The organism is Bradyrhizobium sp. 187, assembly GCF_023101005.1.
In the GTDB taxonomy this organism is placed as follows: domain Bacteria; phylum Pseudomonadota; class Alphaproteobacteria; order Rhizobiales; family Xanthobacteraceae; genus Bradyrhizobium; species Bradyrhizobium canariense_D.
The window spans coordinates 1,203,042-1,219,726 of the sequence record NZ_CP064693.1 but is presented as its reverse complement, the minus strand read 5'-3'; the positions used below and the strand labels follow the sequence as shown (position 1 = coordinate 1,219,726).

8 protein-coding genes and 1 pseudogene are annotated in these 16,685 nt (G+C 55.9%); 2 read left to right on the top strand and 7 right to left on the bottom strand.

Features of this window, described 5'->3' with window-relative positions; translation table 11 throughout:
• Positions 1 to 428: 428 nt before the first annotated feature.
• Positions 429 to 752 (bottom strand): annotated as a pseudogene (locus IVB19_RS05985) (carbohydrate porin); the annotation flags it as partial.
• Positions 753 to 1,203: 451 nt separating this feature from the next.
• Positions 1,204 to 5,772 carry a DUF3320 domain-containing protein gene (locus IVB19_RS05980; RefSeq protein ID WP_247821089.1) on the bottom strand — a complete coding sequence of 1,523 codons (4,569 nt, stop codon included), beginning with the start codon at positions 5,770 to 5,772 and terminating at the stop codon, positions 1,204 to 1,206.
• A gap of 85 nt (positions 5,773 to 5,857) precedes the next feature.
• Here IVB19_RS05980 and IVB19_RS05975 point away from each other — a divergent pair, with 85 nt between their 5' ends.
• Entirely contained in the window at positions 5,858 to 6,886 is a 1,029-nt protein-coding gene (locus IVB19_RS05975; protein WP_247820692.1) for an IS110 family RNA-guided transposase, read from the top strand.
• Between the two features lie 1,336 nt (positions 6,887 to 8,222).
• On the opposite strand, the gene IVB19_RS05970 is transcribed toward IVB19_RS05975, so the two are convergent.
• Together IVB19_RS05970 and IVB19_RS05965 are read right to left on the bottom strand one after the other, a co-directional pair.
• The gene (locus IVB19_RS05970) at positions 8,223 to 10,205 is read right to left on the bottom strand and encodes a DUF262 domain-containing protein (protein WP_247821088.1); all 1,983 of its coding nucleotides are present in this window, start codon (positions 10,203 to 10,205) and stop codon (positions 8,223 to 8,225) included.
• A 386-nt stretch (positions 10,206 to 10,591) separates the two neighbouring features.
• Positions 10,592 to 12,895: an AAA family ATPase gene (locus IVB19_RS05965; RefSeq protein ID WP_247821087.1), complete on the bottom strand. Its 2,304-nt coding sequence runs from the start codon at positions 12,893 to 12,895 to the stop codon at positions 10,592 to 10,594.
• Positions 12,896 to 13,143: 248 nt separating this feature from the next.
• Here IVB19_RS05965 and IVB19_RS05960 point away from each other — a divergent pair, with 248 nt between their 5' ends.
• Positions 13,144 to 14,424, top strand: coding sequence for a DUF2130 domain-containing protein (locus tag IVB19_RS05960; RefSeq protein WP_247821086.1), 1,281 nt, complete (start codon positions 13,144 to 13,146; stop codon positions 14,422 to 14,424).
• A gap of 61 nt (positions 14,425 to 14,485) precedes the next feature.
• On the opposite strand, the gene IVB19_RS05955 is transcribed toward IVB19_RS05960, so the two are convergent.
• The 3 genes from IVB19_RS05955 to IVB19_RS05945 form a co-directional block, all read right to left on the bottom strand.
• The gene (locus IVB19_RS05955; protein ID WP_247821085.1) at positions 14,486 to 14,857 is read right to left on the bottom strand and encodes a hypothetical protein; all 372 of its coding nucleotides are present in this window, start codon (positions 14,855 to 14,857) and stop codon (positions 14,486 to 14,488) included.
• A 197-nt stretch (positions 14,858 to 15,054) separates the two neighbouring features.
• On the bottom strand, positions 15,055 to 15,456 hold the full coding sequence (locus tag IVB19_RS05950) for a hypothetical protein (RefSeq protein WP_247821084.1): 402 nt from the start codon (positions 15,454 to 15,456) through the stop codon (positions 15,055 to 15,057).
• Between the two features lie 282 nt (positions 15,457 to 15,738).
• Positions 15,739 to 16,389 (bottom strand): hypothetical protein, encoded by a 651-nt coding sequence (locus tag IVB19_RS05945; RefSeq protein WP_247821083.1) that lies wholly within the window; start codon positions 16,387 to 16,389, stop codon positions 15,739 to 15,741.
• Between the last annotated feature and the right edge of the window lie 296 nt (positions 16,390 to 16,685).

Genomic DNA, 16,685 nt, shown 5'->3' with positions numbered 1-16,685 from the left:
TCTTTACCCGCTGGTGGCGCAAGCCGGCGGCTGCATGTCGGGCAGAGCATGTCCGCCCTGTCCCAGTCTCACGCATCAACTTGTTTGACTATTCGCGAGCCCTTTCGCGGCGTCGCTGAACACTCAAGTGTGATGAGCAGGTGTTCGTTTCTTCCTATTTCAGGAAGCGTGTGCTCACCGGATCAAGCCGCGGGAAACTATCCTTACGCTTCGTCGAGCTCAGTCTCCGCGCCTTTCGAGCTCCTTGACAGAACGTTGGAGAGAGAGAGAGAGAGAGAGAGAGAGAGAGAGAGAGAGAGAGAGAGAGAGAGAGAGAGAGAGACGAACGAAGCGTAAAGGCGCTTGGTATCTTGGGGCTTAACGGGCTTGCTGCAATTGCGAACTCTTCAGCGGCGGTGGGGCCACGACGAGCGCGGGTTCGCATCGTCTTAGAACTTCAGAGTGGTTCTGAGACCGAATACCGACGCGTTCTTGAGGGCTTTTCCGGCGAGAGGGCCCGCCGGCAGGGTTGCGCCGCCGCCCGGATGGATGATGTATTGGAAGTTGGGCTGCACCGTCCAGCCGTCCTTGACTTGGTATTGATAGACCGCCGTCAGCAATCCTTCGAAGCTTCGCACGGGCCAATTCGGATTCACCAGCGTCCGATAATCCCCGTCGCCCTGCGCCCGTTTCGAGACGTGGGCATAACCCGTGGCGATCCCGAACTTGTCGTCGGGCCGGTCGTCGCGCAAACCGATAAACTCGAGGCCTGCGTCGGCGTAGAGATCGCCCTAAGTTGCCAGAAGGGCCGAAAGGTTGACCGTGGGCTCGCATTGAAGGCGAACAACTCCCCCCGACGTCCGAGTTGCTGCTGTGCCGGGTTGGCCCGGAGCGGACAATCCCGGCGGGGGCGGCGAAGCGGCCGGGCATTCCGCGGCGAGTCGCGCGAGAGGGGCCCAAGTCCGCCTCGCACGACTGATAAGGTTTGTCGTCTTTCCTTATCAGTTTGCCGTTTGCGGCGACTGATTAGCTTTCGCCGTTTTCCTTATCAGTCCGCCAACTGACTCCGTTTTGTTAGAAACCTTATCAGTCGAAGACCTGACTCCGTTTGCGACGAAAGCTTATCAGCTAGCGAACTGACTCCATTTTGTCGGTCTGCCCAATTAGTCAGACTAACGACGCCACTTGCGACTAATCCTTGCCTCCATCGATGCGATGACCCGCTCAAGTTAAACCCTCGGCTAGTCGCTCCTGCAAATCCGCTCCCACCCGTTTGAAACCGAGTAACCGAGCCACTGTTCTGATAAGCTCCTCGTCTTCACCCCCGCCGTTATCCTCACGGGCTATCTTGAACGCGGCTTTAATTTCCAGAATAGAGATGCACGCAGCCTTGAGAGTTGCGCCGCTTTCGGCAGAGCGGTCGCGAACCGGAGGCGCATCCGACTGACCTCGTGTGTACCAGAATATTCCATCGGTAAGCAGATCGGCACTTCCCGTTCGGGCGACCGACAACGCTGCTTCGGTCGCAGTCAATATTCGCGATCCCGCCTTTTCCTTGCTGAAGCAGGAGGCCACGCGCCGAGCGATTTCTTCCACATGGATCGGTCCTTCGGCGTCCACGATCTTTCGAGCCAAATTCGCCAGCACGGAAACAGGCGTCTCGTGCGGCTCGTTCGAAGTGCTGACGCGAAAGACCGCCCGCTGATATGGAGGCATCTGCCGAACAACGACCTCGGGAATTAAAATCGGCGCAGCTTTCACTTCGGCTGCTTCTGTCGATCGCGCCTGATTTGCTCCCTCGACTCGCAGCCCCTGATCAGACCTGTCTCGCGCTTCCGAAAGCGCCGTGCGCAGTCGTTCTATCTCAAAGTGGCGATTATAGAACCAGTCGGTACTCCAAATCCGATGGAAGCCCCATCCGAGGTGTTCAAGCACGTCCTGGCGTAGGCGGTCCCGCTCTCTGGCCCAAAGAGCGCTATGGTAAGTCGCGCCATCACACTCGACGGCGAGGATGTAGCTGCCCGGCTTGTCGGGGTGACGAATACCTAGATCGATTCGGAAACCAGCAGATCCGACCTGGGCGTCGGCGAGGAAGCCGTACCCCCGAATAACGTCAGCAACATCTTCCTCGAAAGGTGAATCTGCGTCGAGACCCGTCGGGGAATCTACCTCTAAGCGACCATTCTTCGCAAAATCAAGAAAGCGCTTGAAGATTCGCGGACCTTCTCTCGAGGTGCGGTTTAAATCAATGTCACCGGGATCGAAGGATGCAAACACCTCGCAGCGGATCCGAGCGCGGGTGAACAACACATTGAGACGTCGTTCGCCGCCTTCGCCGTTAACCGGGCCGAACGACATGCTATTCAACCTTCCGCCAGCGATAACGGGGCCGTAGCCAACACTGACTAGAATGACGTCGCGCTCATCGCCCTGCACGTTCTCGATGTTCTTCACAAACAAATCTTCCGATTCTCCTTCGCGCAGGAATTGATCTAGCGTGGTGTCTTGGCGACGACGAAGCTCCAAAAGCTCGGTGATGAGATTTCGCTGCGCAAACGAAAACGTGACTACTCCGAGAGAGTGTGACGGATTTGCTCTCGCGTGTTCCGCTATTCGATCAACGATCGACTCACCTTCTTTGCGGTTGTCCCGCTTTCCACCCTTGTCGTAAACGCCATCGACCCGGGTAAAGCATAGGCCGTAGGCCGGATCTTTCTGTAGGGGTGACGGCGGCAGAACGAGAGCACTGTCATAAAACTCCCGATTCGAAACCTCGATAAGTGATGGATCGCGTGATCGATAATGCCATTTCAGCATTCTACCTGCTAGGCCGCGTGCCTCGCAAAGAGTGAGGATACTCTCCATACTGCCAATCGTTGCCGCGCCGTCCAGCAAGTCCGGGCCGACATATTCATCATCGCCTTCTTTGTCATCCTCTTCGTCCGACAACACCCGATCGAAGAAGGAAGATGGCGGCAGCTGCTTCTTGTCGCCCACCACCACGATTTGCGTAGCTCGAGCGATCGCTCCAAGCGCGTCCTCTGGGCGGACTTGCGAAGCCTCATCGATAACCAGAAGATCAAACGAGATCGTACCCGGCGGCAGGTATTGAGCGACAGATATTGGGCTCATCAACAAAACGGGCTTAATGCGTTGTATCGCCGTGCTGGCCTTTTCGACCAATCGTCGCAGTGCCATATGGCCGCGCTTTTTACCGATCTCACCACGAAGAACCTTCATCTCGCCCATGGCGCCTTGAGGCACTTGCGCGAGATGGCCGGCTAGGATGGTAGTGACATTGTCCCTGAGCTGCTGACGCTCTAGCGTCGCGAAGGTATCAACCAGGTCATGACGCCTTTCCAGTCCAATGCCACGAAGATCGGGGTTCTGTTCTAGAGCGATCTTCCAGAGGCGTTCGGCACGGGCGTAACGTAGTTCGATTGCTGCGGCGGCTCCATCTATCTCCCCAGATCGCATCCGCTCCTCAAGTCTGGACAATCCCGCTGAAGCGAGCGCCTCACGACGTCGCGCTAGTTGGGTCCACGACGCATATCGACCAGTCGCGGCAGCCATCGTGCCAAAGCGTGCCGCGACGGCACCGAGGTCGGTATGCTCAAGGCCGAGATCACCGAAACTAGCAAGATTCAGATCGAGCAGTTTGACAACGGCTTGCAACGCCGAGCGTGCAGTTTGCGCCGCCTCTCGCAATGCCCGTCGCATCGCAGTTAAGGCATCAACCTTAGCAGCTAGTGCGATCGACTTGTCCGAACGCACGGAAATTGGGGCTTTGGAAAGTCTCTCACACCATTCGGCGATGGTGACCAATTTCCCAAAGTCGGATTTCTCTCCACGCCAGGCATCGCCGAGAATATGACCGCAATATTCACGGTCGTTTTCCCATTCCGATCTTAGCGAGGTAACGGTGGTCAACTGGTCGATCCGCGCAACTCTCTCGGTCGCGGTTTTGGGTAAGCCTCCGCGCAATAGGCCGGCAAGTTCTCGAGATGCGCCTCGATAACGGCCACCCCAGCGGGCAAAAAATGAACGGATACCCGCCGCGAGCGGAGCGCGTAGATGGTTGGAAGAAACGCTGAAGGCGGTTTCATCGAATACTTCTGACGCTTGATCGAGCGCTTGCCGCCACGCTATGCCGGCTCGCAAGGCTTGGTGAAGGCGAGGAATGTCCGGTGCGTCGAGCACCTTCTGCGCAATGTCGGCCGTGTTATGGGGCAGTCCTTCGAGCCGCCCTAGTACATCGGCCAACGGAGCAACGGTATCGAGGGCTGTGGTACTAAGCAAAGCAAGCGTGTCGAGGGGCACGCGCAATGACGTCGCAAGCGAGGTCACGGCAACTTGAGCTTCAGTCAGCGTAGTTGCCAGACGAGCTAGGTCCACCGGCTGAAGGTGAAGGTTGCCTGTGCCCTCGAAGGGATGAGGGGTTGCTCGTCCCTCTTCCGCGAGGAGCGCGCCATATTCTTCGATCGTCGTTAGCAAATCGATCTCTTGTTGCCGCGACATCAAACTCAGGCTTTCGACCTCCAGATTCGGAGGCGAGATGCCCTTCCCGATAAACTGGGATTGCCGACCAAGCACGCTGTAGGCTGTCTCTCCGGTAGCTCCGATCGGGCGGTGTAACGCTCCTGCAAGACTGTTCAGTCGGTCGCGGCTTTCCCTCAAGGCAGTTGGCGCCCCCGGCACTCCTGGCACGACGCTAGCCTGCGACAGGGTGCGCGCCAGTTCGCCAAGGACAGCTTTCTTATTTGCACTTCTCGAATGCAGCTCAAGGCAGACATCACGTAGCCCGACCTTCACGAGGCGATCGTGCACCACAGAGAGCGCAGCCATCTTTTCGGCAAGAAAAAGGACTCGCTTACCTTCCTTGGCCGCAGCCGCAATAATATTCGTAATTGTCTGAGATTTGCCTGTTCCGGGCGGCCCCTGAACGACCAGATTGCGTCCCGACCGCACCTCCTCGATCACCTTAGCTTGCGACGCATCCGCATCGACCACGTGGAAAAGCTTTTCGGGCGGTAGGACCTCGTCCAGATTATCATTTGAGGTAAATAGAGGCTCTTCGCGCTCAAAGCCCTCGTAGAGTAGACCACGAGTCAGCGCATGGTTTGCCAGCGCGTCGTCGGGCCATGCCTCAATGGCCAGATCACGATACATCAGCAGTTTGCTGAAACTGAAAAATCCCAACTGCATGGCGTTAGGGTCGAGTTTCCAGCGCTCCCGCGAGCTAGTCACTAGTTGCACTTCAGTAAAATAGTCGGAGGGTTTCCAGTCCTCTTCGATTTCAAGTTCGGGAAGCTCGATTCCGAAATCGTCCCTCAACCGCTGCTGGAGCGGCAGGTTTGTGAGAGCGTCTTCGTCCCGCACTCGGAGGTCGAACGTCGAGGTCCTGGCATTACGCACGAGTTCGACGGGAAGGAGAACGAGCGGTGCTTCACGGGGTAAGCTCGACGCCTTATCCTCATACCAGGTCAGAAAGCCCATCGCGAGGTACAGGACATTAACGCCGGATTCCTCCTCCGCAGTTTGGGCTTCCCGCGCTATCTTCAGCAGCTTCTTCTGCAGTGCATCAGGGCCGAGCCGCGTTTCAAGCCATGAATCGGTGTAGCGATCTTCGTCAGACCCTTGCTGCATAACGTCAGCAAGGGCGACCTCGCGGCTATCTTCAACCTTGTCTTTCCCGAGCGCGAAAAAGCGCATGGTCTTGCCACCGGAAAGCAAGGCATGAACGTCATCGGAACGTTCGTTCACGATGTTTAGTACATTGCCGCGCGTGTTCACGATGACGTAATTGCGGTCGGCACTCGTGGCAGAGAACCTCCGTTATCGTGGAGCCCTCGCAATTAAATGATTCGAAGGAGCTCCCATGAAGCAGTACGTCGGGCTGGACGTCTCACAGAGAGAAACCGCTGTGTGCGTTGTCAACGAGACTGGTCAAGTAATCTTCGAAGGGAAAGCAAAGTCTAATCCTGGTGCCTTGACTGACCTGCTTAACAAACATGCGCCTCATGCCGAGCGTATCGGCTTCGAGACCGGTGCTATGGCGAGTTGGCTATGGCATGAACTCCGCAGGGTTGAGCTTCCCGTGGTCTGCATCGACGCTCGGCATGCGCACGCAGCTTTGTCGGTCCGAATGAACAAGAGCGATCAGAATGATGCGCGAGGGCTTGCCGAACTGGTGCGGGTTGGATGGTATCGAGAAGTCAAGGTCAAGAGCGAGGAAAGCCAGAAGATCCGAGCGATCCTTGTCGCCAGATCTCGGCTAGTGTCCATGCGCCGAGACATCGAGAACCAAGTTCGCAGCTTGATCAAGGAATGTGGATTGCTGTTCCCTCGCGCGATCGGCCAACAATTCCGCAACCAGGTCAGCGAACTCTTGGGCGCCGATCATTTGCTTCTCAGCGTGATATCGCCGCTGCTCTCGATCCATGAGAACGTTTGTCAACAACAAGGTAAGTTCGACAACGAGGTCCGCCGGTTGGCAAAGCTGGACGACACGACGCGTCGCCTGATGACGGTCCCGGGGGTCGGTGTCGTGACGGCCCTAACGTTCCGCCACACGATCGATGACCCCTCGCGCTTCCGATCGGCTTCGACGGTCGGCGCCTACCTAGGCCTTACGCCGAGGCGCAGCCAATCCGGCGAAACCGACACCAACGGAAAGATATCTCGATGGGGCGACCGGCTTCTCCGTACTTACTTGTTCGAGGCCGCCACTGTCCTTCTTTATCGAACCAAAAAGTGGTCTTCCCTAAAGGCCTGGGGCATGAAGCTCGCCAAGCGGATCGGCATGAAGAAGGCAAAGGTCGCCATCGCCCGAAAGATCGCCGTGATTCTCCACTGCATCTGGGTCGATGGCACGTCGTTCGACTGGGGCCAGCCGAAGCCAATCTGATATTTGCTCGCAAGTTCCTGGTCCGGTCCGCCGGACTGGCGATGTCCCGCTGGGACGGTGGTCGTGGTGACCTCGGTCAATCGGCTGGTGGCGGTTCGCCCGCACTCCGCTGCAAACGTTGAGGCGCCCGATCCGGACATCATCATGAGGCGCTCGCGACCTCGGAAAGGACCATGACCCCAGCTACGACATCAACCCAACCCGACGAAGCCGCCAACGACGTCGATTGCCAAGCCCGCTATGCAATCGTCTCGCCATCCGCGATCGCTCCGTCTCCGCAACCTGATCAGCTCCGACGGAGCAATCGCTACCGGCGTGTCACTGGAGAGAGGAAGAATGGTAGCTTGACAACAAACCGCAATTAAAGGGCCCGATTGACATGAACAAGGCGATTGCGAGTACCTGTCTCTACCAGCCTGCGCCGCGTGCCATCAAATAGCTCGATTACAGCCGATCGGGTTTCTTGATCCTCGCCTTTCGGCCGCGTGCCGACACTCGCCAAGTTAACTGCCCCCATAAGTCACTCCTGAAACTGGTCTGACGCGTAAGGGCTCACCTCTGCCGCGCCGCACATCGGCCGGCCAGAACAGCACTTCGCAGATGCTGCGTTCGCTTTACGCTCGCCATACCCGCTCTGACCCCAGTTCCTCTTCTAGTTGTGAATGATTATCGCGAGAAATGAACCAAGTCACCTCTCTTCCACGGGCAATTAGACAAGGCAATTGTGGACAGGCTCTCAAGGCCCGCGTATCCGGGATGCTACGAACGTCTAAGCTCGAACGATCCACAACGCTCGAAATTCGCGACAACGCTACATCTGCCCCCCGATTGCACCGAGTGCATGGGACAGGCTGAGCGATGATGCAAGTTCCTCATACGAAACCCAGCCATCTTGTCGTGTCAGCATTCGTTGCAAGATCACGTCGGCCTTCCGATAAATCTTAAGCGTTCAACGTGATCCCGCTCTAAATTTGTCGCAGTTTACGTCATAGAAACTCGTTGTGCTTGACGACACTGTAATAACGTTGCACTCGTCTCGTCGGCGCCAGAGCAACGCTGAGGTCCGGCCGCCGTATCCAGCGCAAGGCTACTGAGACGAGCCATTCGCTCCAAGCCGCCATCCTCGCGCTCATGGGCGTCCCTACTTCGGCCCGGGTGCAGCAGATGCCCGCCGTCTTTCATGGCAATCCAGCGCTAATGCGCTGCGCGGAACCGCAATGCTCCAATGCGCTGGGCACGCTACTAAGTGGCACAACTACGAGAACGGTTAACTTCTTCATAGCTCTCCCCGGTGAGCAGCTCCAGACTGAGCAGCACTCCCAGACGTCTTCGGCCCTCATGCCGGATAAGGCCACGTCTTTAGAGCGAGTGGGAATAAGGATTCGGCGCGTGCGATGATAGCTTTTTCGTCCCAGCTATCGGCATCGGCTACCTTCTGAAAATAGGAATTCAGCATCAAGCTGCTGTTGGCGGCAATCTCCGGGCGTTTGATTCGAAATGCCTCGTTGCTGAGCGATGCGTTGAAGCCTCGAGTAACGAGTGTCAGATTACCCATGCAGTGCAGCAACCGCGAGCGCGCTTCACGCGCCTCAGTCGTATCGGGAAACGGATAGTCCTGCAGCTTCCATTTCTGCGGCAAAATATGTTCGACAGATAGGTCGTCAAGATCCGGCAGAAATTCCTGTTTCGACGTGCGCAAAGCAAACTCAAGTCCTTCGAGTATGGTCCGTACCTTGCGCGTACTGCTTCCACGATATAGCTGGCGGCGGCTCCATGCCGCGGCAAACTCGTCGTCTCTCGGCCAATACTGGCTGTCACCGTCGAGCGCCAGCAACTTTGAACGCAGCGTTGCGGCGTCCGCCTTCCCTTCGTCGACCAGTTCAGCCAACAAACGGTTCAGGAATATCCGGTTGTAGGCTTTGGTCGTCAGACCGCAGATGAAACGTCGAACGAGAAATGATTCAATATCTGAAATTGCGGCGATAAAGTCAGGATCGTCCGGACGGTGATGTTCCAGAAGATGAAATACCAGCGGTGTATGCGTCGCCGTATCTAGCAGATTGGCACGTCTGCAAAAACGCCCCAGATGCGATCGCTGGTCTGGCTTGATAAAAGTCTCGAAGTACTTTGCGGTATCGGTGAGACGCTTTAGCTCTCTGCTGCTGTCACGCTTGCCGGACTCCCACCACTCCTTGAACTCTTCGAATACATGCCCGACCATCAAATCATCGCGCTTACGAAATCCGACGTAATGATAGAGTAGGAGGTCGAGCCTCGAATTCTTGAGGCGGCCTTGCCGCTCTTCTATCTTCCAGAACTTAGCGCCCCTTGCCTCACCCTCCTTATCGGCTTTTTCATCGAAGTTACGCCAAAAATCCTCATACAGCGCATCGACGTCTTCGCCGTTACGCGACGCGCGCAGGAAGATGAAATTTCTAATCAGGTCGCTAGGCTGTAACGGCGCGCCGCGGGCATTAAGTGTTTCAAAGATGATTTGGGGATCATCTTCCGCATCGAGTTGCAGCCGCATGATCTGAAAGCAATTTTGCAGGGCGTCGCGCAGTAACTCGGCCGAAGCAAGGTTCGCTTCGGCATCCGCGAAGGGTATTTTGAGTATATTATCCTTTTCAATTGACCGGATTACCGCTCGCGCGACAGTATGTTCGTCGCCATACTCGCCGGATGACATCGGATCGTCGAAACGCTTCCCGCGAATGAGGCAGAATAGCATCGCATAAAAGAAGAGATAGGCCTGCACCATGGGCGGCCGTTCGATCTTATTCTTCTCCGCATCTTTGACCGGGAAGCGGTTGCATATGTCAGCCAATCCTTCGGAATTGCCGATAATTTTTATAACGTCGCGACCAGCGTTCGTCGGCCAGACCTTGAGATGATCGTTGGCCGAACGATATTTTCCCTTGTTGTATGTCAAGGTCTTAACATCGTCGTTGAGCGCTTCGTCATCGTGAGGTTTAAGAACGTCGCGAAGGGCAAACAACATGATCTGTAAGGTCGTAATGCGCTGCTGACCGTCGATTACCTCTCGAGTCCCGATGACTTCGCTGTCCGCACCGACAGGACCGCCGACAACGATTGCGCCCAAGAAGTGTTTGCGTAACGGCTTGAGTTTGTCGGCGCCTCCGACCTTCATGGCGTTGTCGCGGTGCTCCCTCAACGCATCCAGCCGATCGACGATATCCTCCCACAGGGGTTGGATCTGATGCGTTAGAGTCCAAACATAGCCGCGCTGAAACAGTGGGATAAGATATTGTTCTCGTGGCTGGAAAAGATCGGCGATCGAGAGCTTAGAGGGCTGCATGGAAGGAAATACCTGAAAGCGATTGGCTGCGAAGGAATCACTTTGAAGATAAACGCAGCGGCTTTCAATCAGAAATGGTGAGCGTAGCTTCCAAGATGAGCGAAGCGGCGGCGGATACCATCAAGGTCTTGGGCAGCACTCAACGCCGCGAACACGGCCCGCGATGGCGCTGATCAAGTCCACGAACCTGATCGGCGCAATGAACCGCTGCGAGCCCCATGCCGCCGAGATCAAGGCCGCCAAGAGCGCTCGCCCTGTCGAAATTCGATCGGATCGATTTCATCTGGGAGACCGTCAAATTCTACATCACGGTAATCTGCCGATGCAGTTGCGGCGAGTCCCACGACGGTCTCTCGGCCACCCGCTCCTGAAGCGAGAGCTAACTCTTATCTGCAGAGCCGGCGTAACGCGGCCAAATGATTTCGATCGACAGTTTCCATCAAGCCAACCACCGCTGCCGCGGCCGCTCTGCTTTCTTCCAGAGTCAGGGACGAAAATCCAATCAAATCGTCTAGGCTGTCGGAGTGCGACTCCAACTGGACCAGGCGCTCCAACGCGGCCACTCGCTCGCTATCGAGTGCCTCATGATCCTTGCGAAGCTGCTCCATTTTTGATGCAAATCCAGCGCTCCCTGGGCAACGGAAAGCGAGGAAGACATCGAGAACTCTGCGGAGCACATTCGGCATCATGTAAGCGTACTCATATTCCGCCCCTTCGCTCGAATGGAATTTAAGTACATGGTCTACAAGGTAGTGATATTCTGAGTCGTACTCACGCAGCAGTCGCGACATCTCCACAATTGTTGTAGAGCGAGAGCCTTCTTCCTTCGGAACTTTGACATCTAAAAAGAGAAGAGTGGCGCTGGCAGGCGTGGCTGCATTGCGCGGCCTATGAAGTCGACTCCAACTCTTCTTAAATTCGTTCATACAACTCTGATTGTGAGTCAGCACAAACACTTGAGCGGCATCCCCAAGCCGGCTTAGCAGCAACGAGCACGCATAGTTTAGAGCTCTGCTGTCCAGACTAGAAATCGGATCGTCGACCACGACAATGCGATCCTTAACTGAGCGCCCATCCGCCTCCAGGGTCGACAGAAAGTAGCATAGAGCTATGGCCGTCTTTTCGCCCTCGCTGGGGTTACCTTCGATTGGCCGAGCACGGCGGTGAATCTCATACCCTCCATCGACGCTAACAATCGAAAGTTCCTTATGCCCGAGATAGGATTCGATAAGTCGATTGATCATTGCCGCAGCTTGGCCGTGTTCTTTCACTTGGCCACTCAAATCACGAGCGCGATTCTGGAGTTGATTTAGTTCGATCGTGGCGGCCTTGACCTCGCTCTCAGCATTTTCGACCGCGTCGCAAGCGCTCTTGTACTCCTGGTACTTTTCGGCCAAATGATGCCGACGGAGGGCGAGACGAGCATCCTCCTGCTTTTGAGCAAAGGTGGCACAGGCTTCGTTGTGCTTTGCTATATTAAGATTCAACACCCCCAACCAAGAATCGACCAGCGCAAACATTTCGTGGATGAGATGCGCGTCACTCCAAGCCGTTACTGAGCCATCTAGCTTGGAAGTCGGCCGCGCCAATTTCATTTCGATAGCAGAGATGGCCGGTTCGAACACCTTGGCAACGGCTCCGCTAAGTGCTTCTTTTGCTCGAACCGACGCGGTGTCGTACACGTCTCGGCGATCCGCGACCACGTCCTTGGATGACGATACCGATAGGGCTAGGCGCAGGTAACGGCTCCTTTCGCCTTCCAGCGCCTCCTTCGCGACGTCGAGTGCTTTTTGAAACCTTTCGAATCCTTCGTCCAAGGCGCGAGCAAGCAGCTCCTTGCGCGCTGGCGACAGAGAACCACTACACAACAGGCACGTATCGAGGCGGTGCCGTACGTGATAATCGGTACCTTCCTGGACCCAGCGCAGCATTTCCGAGTGCGTTTCCAGTTCGGAAATTGTTGTGAGACTTGGCGTCTCTCGCAGAAGACCAATCGCCGCCTCTAAGGCGCTAATAGCCGTCGCCTTGTCGTAGTCGAGGGCGGGAAGTTCTGGCATAGCTTCTTCTCGCCGGCACAGCTCGCGCTCATTCGCCAACCGTGAGCCATCGAGTTTCGCACCAGCGCCGAGATCGAGGCTTGAGTAGTCCACAGTGAGTTGGGGAGCTTCGTACTTCCGATTTGCCGGTCTAATTTCCTGCGAAACCAGACGAGCGTGCTCTCGCTTGAACGTTGCAAGCTGTTGTTCCTTAGCTCTGACGAGCCGCTCGGCGCCCGCTTTTCGCTCAATCGCCACAGGTATGGCGGCTTCAGTCTTCCTAAGATCCGCAGCTGCTTCAGCTTGCTCCTTGCCAATATAGAACACGGGCCGGGCTTTCCCGGCCAACCATTGAAAATTCAGGCTAATAAAATCCTCGTTGAAGACAGCTAGTCGGCCGCTCAGCGCGTTTCCAGCGCCGGCTCGCACCGTCTCGCCGCTGTCGGTAGAAAACTCGAACTCGCATGCCTCAGGTAAGTGCCCGCCAGACGAATTTGCCTGCATGGCGGCAAAGCAGCGCGACAGGGTGCTCTTGCCCGAACCGTTGAACCCGTAAATCAAATTGAACCGCCTGAAGCAAACGCTGGGCGATTTAGCCGATCGATCGGCCAATATCCCCGCATTGCGCAGCTTGCCAATGTTAGCGATGAGCATGATGTATCCGACCCTGAACAGGCCGGCGACGTAACCACCCCTCGGACGAGCCTACAAGCATTGCCTGCAAAATCACTGTGCACAACCATGCCCACCCATCGGTCTCTGAACATCGTCGGAGGCGGACCGCGGCGCTCATCATTCGATCATTTCCGGAGCCTTGCATTTCTGGGGATCACTGCGAGTCGCCGTTGACCGTAGGACTGCCATCAGTCACAATGGAACGAATAGTGAACAGGATTCGTTGCATGAGCGGCCACGTCCATGAGCCTCACTTCGTCTGCCCCAAGTGCAGCCACCAGATTGCCCTGACGGAGTCGATTGCGGCCCCTCTGCTAGAGGCTCAGCGACGCGGATTTGAGGAGAGACTCGTTGCACGGGAAGCCGAGTTCACTCGCAAGGCCGACGAGCTCCGGCAACAACAGAATGAACTTGCCAGAGCCAGGGAAAGCCTTGACGAGCAGGTCAATCAGCGAGTTGAGGCGGAGCGCAAGCAGGTTGTCGTGGCGGAGGCCAAGAAGGCTCGGGAGCAAGTCGCAGACGATCTGATTGCGATCAAGCAACGGCTGGCTGAAAGCGAGCAGCTTCTAGAAGCTCGCAACATTAAGCTAGCTGAGGCTCAGTTAGCTCAGGTCGAAGCTCTCCGCAAGCAACGAGAGTTGGACGAAAAGGCGCGCGAGCTGGAAGTCACGATTGAGAAGCGCGTGCAAGCGAGCCAGGCCGAGCTTGTCGCGAAAGCACGCCAAAACGTGACCGATGAGCTAAAGTCGCAGGTCTCGCAAAAGGACGCGCAGATCGACTCGCTAGGGCGCACCGTTGAGGAACTGAAACGCAAGCTCGAACAAGGCTCGCAACAGACGCAGGGCGAAGCCTTTGAGCTAGAGCTTGAGAGCCTCCTCCGAGGCAAATTCCCGCTCGACCTAATTGAACCCGTCGCGAAGGGCGAGACAGGCGGCGACATAGTTCACACCGTGAATGGGCAAATCGGCGCGTCGGCGGGCGTGATCCTCTGGGAGCTCAAGAATACGAAAAATTGGTCTGATGCTTGGCTGCCGAAGCTCCGCGACAACAAGCGCGCGGCCAAAGCCGACGTAGCACTCATTATCTCCACTGCTCTGCCCAAAGGCGTTGAAACCTTTGACCTAGTTGATGGGGTCTACGTCGCTCATCCGCGATGTGCAGTGCCGGTCGCCCTTACCCTACGCCAAGGTCTCTTAGAGGTCGCCAGCGCACGCGCAACGCAGGCTGGTCAGCAGTCCAAGGCTGATCAAGTCTATCAATACCTCACCGGTTCGCGGTTCAAGCAGCGAATCGAAGCCATCGTCGAGCGCTTCAAAGACATGCGAGAAGATATTGACAAGGAACGCAAGTTCATGGTGAAGGCCTGGGCCAAGCGAGAGGCCCAGGTCAGCGCCATGATCGAGTCGACGGTCGGCATGGTGGGCGATCTTCACGGCATCATGGGGCAGGCAATGCCAGAGATCGCGGCAATTGAAGAGCCTCCCATGTTGGAAGGAAAAGCCGCTTAGTACGACCTGATCACATCGTTTCCGCATGGAGGGGTAGTTCCTACCCCTCCCATGTCGCGCTCTAAGCTTCGCGTACTGCTCGGCCTGCCAGATAAATAACAAGTTCGGACTGCGTAAGCGGCTTATGCGGTGGAAGGCGATTTCTTAATTTTACCGCAGCAGCGCGTGCGTCGCTCTCCATTTCGTCAAATGTTGTGACGAACTCCCTGACTATGCGCACCTTCGTGATTCTATTAGCATTCTTCAAGTCCAAGAAGCGCTGCCGGAAGCAGCCACATTTTTTTCGATACTGACGAATGATATCGAGGCACTCCTTCATCGATTCGTCCGTTATTCCGACTGTCGGTGTTTTCTTTGCTGCGCCTCGCTTTCGCGCCTTCGTTTTCACCTGCTTTACTTTGGGCTTCTTGGTCGTAGGCTTGTCCTCGTCCATCTCATTCTCCTAGCGCCTTGTCGCGGAATGCGAGATCGGCTGGAATGATTTACAAGTCTGACCGGCGCAGGCCGTCGCTCTCAGCAACCGAATGATCGACCATTATCAGGCTGTTTCGACTGATAGGCTTTTCTTAATTTCTTTATCAGTCAGCCACGCTCGACCAACCGTCGAGCGTAGCTTGTAAGGTCGCCATTCTATGAGGATAGAGGGCCACCGACAGATTCAATGACGTATTCGTCTGCTTCGTCTCTTCCGATTAAAAGGCCCTCTCCTTCTATTTTGTTGACGAGGTGCTTCAGCGTCGTGACTGCACTCTTGGCGCTCATGTCGGGGCCAAAAATCACGACCAATTCATCTCGTATCCTATCATTGGGCAGCCTCTTTACCTTACTACCGCCACGCCTGCGGCTCTCGCGGAACGCCCTAACTTCATCCGGATTTACATCCATCAGTGTCGAGAGCTCATAATCACACTGCATCCCGAACGCGCCATCATCCTTAGCGGCGTACAGAATCGTAGTCCCGGCGAATGACTCCCCATTCCATATGCGAGAACTACCCTCGTCGAGGTCTACTTTCACTAATCGCTTCTTCATCGCGCACACTCCTTACGCTCGTTTTTCATCAGGACGCAGTAGCCCCCCTGCGTCCCTCCTATTTTACAAGATTGAAAAACGACACTGTCGCGAGCCACCTGTTGGGACTGATAAGCAAACTCTCAAAACCTTATCAATTAACGCAGGGATGCAACTAAGCTGCTGTCTGTGAAGCCTTGGATGACCGCGGACGACGTCCGCGGTCATTTTCGCTCTTACAAGATGTCGACCCTAGATGGATCATCATGATTTACGCCCGGCAAATCGGCGCACCGGATGCCGTTATCGTGCTCCGATCATCGGGGGGCCCAAGGTTACAAATTTTCTCCCGCGCTCCGAAGCTGCAGCTTTTAAGGGAATTCGAAGTGGCTGCCCCTCGAAGAGCACTGGACTCTCAAGGTCCACCAAAGACGGCATTTTACTTGCCTTATCTAGCGAGAACCACAAGTAGTGTCCTTCTTTCGGTGTGGACCGAATGAGGTCCTGGATGATCAGTCCATCCTGGACTTCAGGTCCGATTAGGCGGAGCTCCCCTTTCAATACCCGGTCGATTATCGTCCCGACCCCTCTCCAAGCATTTTTCACGACGCCCACGTCAAAATCAGCACGATATCGTTCAGACAGTTCAGCTGAGCGTGACAATTCCGACCTTCTCAACTTGAACCCGATCGTGTGGGCAGTTAGCCCCTCCAATCTTTCGTCTGAAACGTCTCCAAAGTGATCCAAGTCCTTGGCTTCAGGTCCGAAGCAAAACCACGTTTCACGACGCGAGTGTTCGGAGATGAGGAAACCAGAGTCGTTGAGAGCGAAGATGATCGCCACTAGCGCGCGCTGCTCCGTCTGGCCACAGTTGCCACCAACTCTTCCGGGGAGACCTCTGTATAGAGTGCGAGCGACTTCGAACGTGAACGGATCTACGAATATTTTCTTCATCGATTGTCTCCTGTAAATGCGCCTCTCGTTTTGAGAAGGGAAGCGGGATGCTTCGAGGATCATTTACAAGTCTGACTCGGGGGCAGACTTCGAACGCTGTGAGTGAGGATTAGAAAAGGACCTGAGCACCAGAGAACCTCATCAAGACCATTCGAGATGTCCGCCGTGACTGATAAGCAAATTCTGATTTCCTTATCAGTTGCGGCTGGGATGGGCGGCAGCGGCATTTTCTGGCCGCTGCCCCCTTTCTCGCGAAAATCGCCTGAAACGGTCGGTGACAGCACTGCCGCGCACGG

Excerpts from the sequence above, each read along its gene's own strand:
- IVB19_RS05965 (WP_247821087.1), bottom strand. The coding sequence starts at position 12,895 with ATGCTCATCGCTAACATTGGCAAGCTGCGCAATGCGGGGATATTGGCC.
- IVB19_RS05970 (WP_247821088.1), bottom strand. The coding sequence starts at position 10,205 with ATGCAGCCCTCTAAGCTCTCGATCGCCGATCTTTTCCAGCCACGAGAA.
- IVB19_RS05945 (WP_247821083.1), bottom strand. The coding sequence starts at position 16,389 with ATGAAGAAAATATTCGTAGATCCGTTCACGTTCGAAGTCGCTCGCACT.
- IVB19_RS05975 (WP_247820692.1), top strand. The coding sequence starts at position 5,858 with ATGAAGCAGTACGTCGGGCTGGACGTCTCACAGAGAGAAACCGCTGTG.
- IVB19_RS05950 (WP_247821084.1), bottom strand. The coding sequence starts at position 15,456 with ATGAAGAAGCGATTAGTGAAAGTAGACCTCGACGAGGGTAGTTCTCGC.
- IVB19_RS05960 (WP_247821086.1), top strand. The coding sequence starts at position 13,144 with ATGAGCGGCCACGTCCATGAGCCTCACTTCGTCTGCCCCAAGTGCAGC.
- IVB19_RS05955 (WP_247821085.1), bottom strand. The coding sequence starts at position 14,857 with ATGGACGAGGACAAGCCTACGACCAAGAAGCCCAAAGTAAAGCAGGTG.